Annotated in this window: 4 protein-coding genes; all 4 read left to right on the top strand. The window is 32.2% G+C overall.

From position 1 onward, the window contains the following. Positions 1 to 137 precede the first annotated feature (137 nt). On the top strand, positions 138 to 1448 hold the full coding sequence (locus CLORY_RS22485; protein ID WP_079428777.1) for a glycosyltransferase family 2 protein: 1311 nt from the start codon (positions 138 to 140) through the stop codon (positions 1446 to 1448). Positions 1449 to 1609: 161 nt separating this feature from the next. After that, on the top strand, positions 1610 to 2809 hold the full coding sequence (locus CLORY_RS22480) for a cell division FtsA domain-containing protein (protein WP_079428775.1): 1200 nt from the start codon (positions 1610 to 1612) through the stop codon (positions 2807 to 2809). Positions 2810 to 2821: 12 nt separating this feature from the next. Beyond that, positions 2822 to 3916, top strand: a complete 1095-nt coding sequence (gene ftsZ / locus CLORY_RS22475) for a cell division protein FtsZ (RefSeq protein WP_079428773.1) — start codon at positions 2822 to 2824, stop codon at positions 3914 to 3916. A 284-nt stretch (positions 3917 to 4200) separates the two neighbouring features. Further along, a partial coding sequence (locus tag CLORY_RS22470) for a sigma-E processing peptidase SpoIIGA (RefSeq protein WP_207652252.1) occupies positions 4201 to 4458 on the top strand: 258 nt, incomplete at its 3' end.

Genomic DNA, 4458 nt, shown 5'->3' with positions numbered 1-4458 from the left:
CAATAGTATTACCCCATAAATTAGCAAACCGTACAAGAATTCTACATAATTAATTAATTAATTAAATTAATTAATTATATATAGTAATTCAATGGTATTTGTGCTAAAATAACTGTTGAACTAGGGGGGATAAACGAATGTATTTATTTAAAGAAATACTAGGCATTGTATGGACAATTTTTACGAAAGCAATGTTAGTGCTTTCTATGTACTATATGATAATAACTTACTTCGGACTTATTAAATTTAAAGATAAAAAGAAATTTGCGCCTCAAAAGAAGTTTGCAATGCTGGTAGCTGCCCATAATGAAGAAGCAGTTATTAATGGTGTAGTGGACAGTCTACATAAAATCGATTACCCAAAGGAGCTTTATGATATATATGTAATTGCAGATAATTGTACAGATAACACTGCTAATGTTGCAAGAAATAGCGGAGCTATAGTATATGAACGTACAAACAAAGACAAAAGAGGTAAAGGCTTTGCATTAGACTGGATGTTTTCAAATATTTTCAAGATGGATAAGAAGTATGACGCAGTGGTTATATTAGATGCTGATAATCTTGTAGCAAAAAACTTCTTGAGCGAAATGAACAATAAATTATGTGAAGGTTATGAAGTTGTTCAAGGATATCTAGATAGCAAGAATCCTACAGATACTTGGATTACTGGAAATTACTCTATATCCTTTTGGACTAATAATAGAATGTATCAAAATGCCAGAAAAAATCTTCATTTGTCTAGCCAATTGGGCGGAACTGGGTTTGCGGTGTCTACAGAAGTATTAAAAGAACTAGGTTGGGGAGCTACTTGTCTAGTTGAAGACTTAGAGTTTTCTTGTAAGTTAGTTCTTAATGGAAAAAGAGTAGGATATGCACATGAAGCCGTAGTTTATGATGAAAAGCCTCTTACGCTTGCACAATCATGGTATCAGAGAAAGAGATGGATGCAAGGCTTTGCTGATGTAGCCAGCAGATACTTTTTTAAGCTTATAAAGCGTGCTGTTACAAAACTTGATTTTAAAGCATTGGATTGTGCTATTTACAGTATTCAGCCTCATATAACTGCACTATCTGGACTAGTGGTTATAGTAAGTTTATTTATGAACTGGCGTGCTTACTTAGAAGATATGTATCATATATCAGGAATTCTTCAGATAATTAGCAATATAGGGAACATAGCATCGAGCCAAAATGCTTTTAATGTTGCTATACTTTCCATATCTGCAATACTTATACTTTTTCAGATTGTTTATGTTCCGCTTGTATTGTTTTTAGAGAAGAAGCTAAGTTTCAAAGTGCTTCTATATTGTTTAACATTCCCGGTATATTTACTTACATGGATTCCAATATGCATTTTAGGCATATTAAATAAAGATAAGAAAGAATGGAACCATACTATTCATACAAGAAATGTTAATATCAATGAGCTCGAAAAAGTTAATTAGAAAACAGCAATATCGATTTAATTTGTGAGGGTATTTTTATCCTCATTACTTTTATTAATATATAATTAAATTTTATTAAAAAATTTAGAAATATTAGAGGAAATTTAGAATTTGTGTTGAATATATAATTTTATAGGTGCTTATATAAGGGGGATAGCTAAATGGAAGATAACTTTGTGGCACTGGATATTGGTTCATCTAGGGTTTCGGCTATTATGGCGAAAAGTTCTTTTGGAAAAATTCAAGTATCTGCAGTTACCTCCTCAGCATGCGATGGTGTATCAAAATCCGTTATAAGTAATGCTGATAAAACTAAAGATGCTGTTTTGGCATGCAAAAAGAAGCTTGAAAGCATATCTGGCAAAACTGTTAATAGTGCCTATATATCCATACCTAGTGGCTTGTGCCGCGTGATAAAGTATAAAGGTACAATGTTTTTATCTGAAAATAAAGTGTCAGTTTCTCAGCAAGATATTATAGACTTTGTAAGAAAAGCGAAAAATTTAGATGTTGATGAGGATGACGAAATTGTAGATATCATACCTACAAAGGTTATAATTGGTAATGATAATACAAGTAGTCACTATTCCTTTGGAAAACATAAGGTAGAGGTTGAAGCTGAAGTTTTGACTGCTGACAAATTTGTGCTTATTGATTTACTGAAAAGTGTAGAGAATGCTGGTATTGAAATCATTAGAGTTATAGCAGCACCATTGGCATTAGACGCACTAATCAGTGGAGATAAGGATGAAGGCAATACAAATGCTTTTGTGGATATAGGTTCAGAAACAATAGATATTTCAATAGTAAAGGATAAGAATATTTATTATAATGAGATTATACCACTGGGAGGAAATAATATAACCAGTGACATAGCAAATTGTTTAAACATAACTTTTGAAAAAGCTGAAAAATTAAAAATATCTCAAAGCGGCGATTCAAATGTGTTGGTATTTGATGATGAAGAAGAGAAACCTTTTAATATCGATTTGCTTGGAGAGATAGTTGATGCACGCGTTGAAGAATTAATTTCAATTTCAATTAAATCACTGAAGAAAAGTGACAAATATAACGATATAAAAGATATATATTTTACTGGACGTGGAATAGAAAGTTATATGGAAAGTCTTAAAGCATATGAGGACAAGCTAAAAAAGAACATTAAAGTGTTAAAAGTAAATAATTCTAAAGTAAATAGTTCTATTTACTATATTCCTACTGGTATAGTAAAGTTTGTAGGCAAAGAGTTTGAATATGAAGGTGATCCATTGGAAAGCTCTGTTTCCAAGGATGAAGTTTTAAAAGAAAACAAAAGTTTTGTATCTAAAATAAAGCACTATTTTGATGACTTATTTAAATGAGGAGGTATTGTCTTGTTAGATTTCGATGTTGATGTAGAGAGATTTGCACAAATAAAGGTAGTTGGCTGCGGCGGTGGTGGAAATAACGCAGTTAATCGTATGATACAGCAGGGACTAAAAAATGTTGAATTCATTGCTATAAACACTGATAAGCAAGCTTTGATGTTATCAAATGCATCTCAGAAGATACAGATAGGTGATAAGCTTACTAGGGGACTTGGTGCTGGTGCTAATCCAGAAATTGGTCATAAAGCTGCAGAAGAGAGTAAAGAGGAAATTTCTGAAGCTATAAAAGGAGCTGATATGGTTTTCATAACAGCTGGAATGGGCGGCGGAACAGGAACTGGTGCAGCTCCTGTGGTAGCAGAAATAGCAAAATCTATGGGTATATTGACTGTAGGTGTTGTAACTAAACCGTTCCCATTTGAAGGAAGAAAAAGAATGCTTCATGCGGATATGGGAATTAAAAACCTGAAGGATAGAGTAGATACACTTGTAACTATACCTAATGAAAGATTGCTAGCTATGGTTGATAAGAAAACTACATTAGTAGACTCGTTTAAGATGGCTGATGACATATTAAGACAGGGTGTTCAGGGTATATCGGATTTGATAACTATCCCTGGTCTTGTAAATTTGGATTTTGCAGATGTAAAAACTGTTATGTTAGACAAAGGGTTAGCTCATATGGGAGTTGGAAAAGCGTCTGGTGATGAAAGAGCACAGGAAGCAGCTAAACAAGCTATATCAAGTCCACTTCTTGAAACGTCCATAGTTGGAGCTACTGGAGTATTACTTAATGTAACAGGCGGTGTAGATCTTGGTCTTTTGGAAATAAATGAAGCAGCTGAAATAGTTCAGCAAGCAGCAGATCCTGATGCTAATATTATATTTGGTGCAGTAATTGATGAAGATCTTAAGGATGAAATTAGAATTACAGTTATTGCTACAGGTTTTCAAAATGATAAAATGGAACCTAAAAAGACAAAAACTGAAGCTGAGCAGGAAGCAGATGCTTCTGTAGGCGAGGCGGCTGCTACAAGCACCAACAACTATTCAAATGGGGATCTTGAAATACCAGCATTTTTAAGAAAACAGAGAAAATAATATAAAACAGTCCAGTTTAAAGAAGTTATACAAAAGTGCAGAAATGCACTTTTGTATAACTTTTTTTATGCTTATAAGAATTTAATGTAGAAATTTTAATTATAAAAAAATATAATTAGTAGATAAAAATGACAAAATTTTACTTTACATAGATATATAATTAACATATAGATAAGCGGCATGTTAATCTATCATACAGTGTTGGAATAGCTAATCCTCGAAATTCTCTATCGTTGTATGGTAAAAACTAAAATTGGTTATCTATAGAAGGGAGGGGGATGACGTTGATAGTTTATGTAGATATGTTTTTTCTTGAAAATTTTATTGTAGATATGTTTCTCCTTACCATAACTGCTCAAACTTTAAACATCAAAATAACAAAAAAGCGTTTAATTATATCATCTACAATAGGAGCTCTATATTCTTTTACAATGATTTTTAATCTTACATATTTTATGACCAGCATAATATTCAGGATAATTGTAGCAGCTCTTATGGTTTATATTGAATTTGGTATAAAGAAGATATCATTTATATTAAAG

It is taken from the genome of Clostridium oryzae (genome assembly GCF_002029235.1).
Lineage (GTDB): Bacteria > Bacillota > Clostridia > Clostridiales > Clostridiaceae > Clostridium_AE > Clostridium_AE oryzae.
The sequence above is the reverse complement of the archived record's forward strand: the minus strand, read 5'-3'. Positions and strand labels throughout refer to the sequence as shown.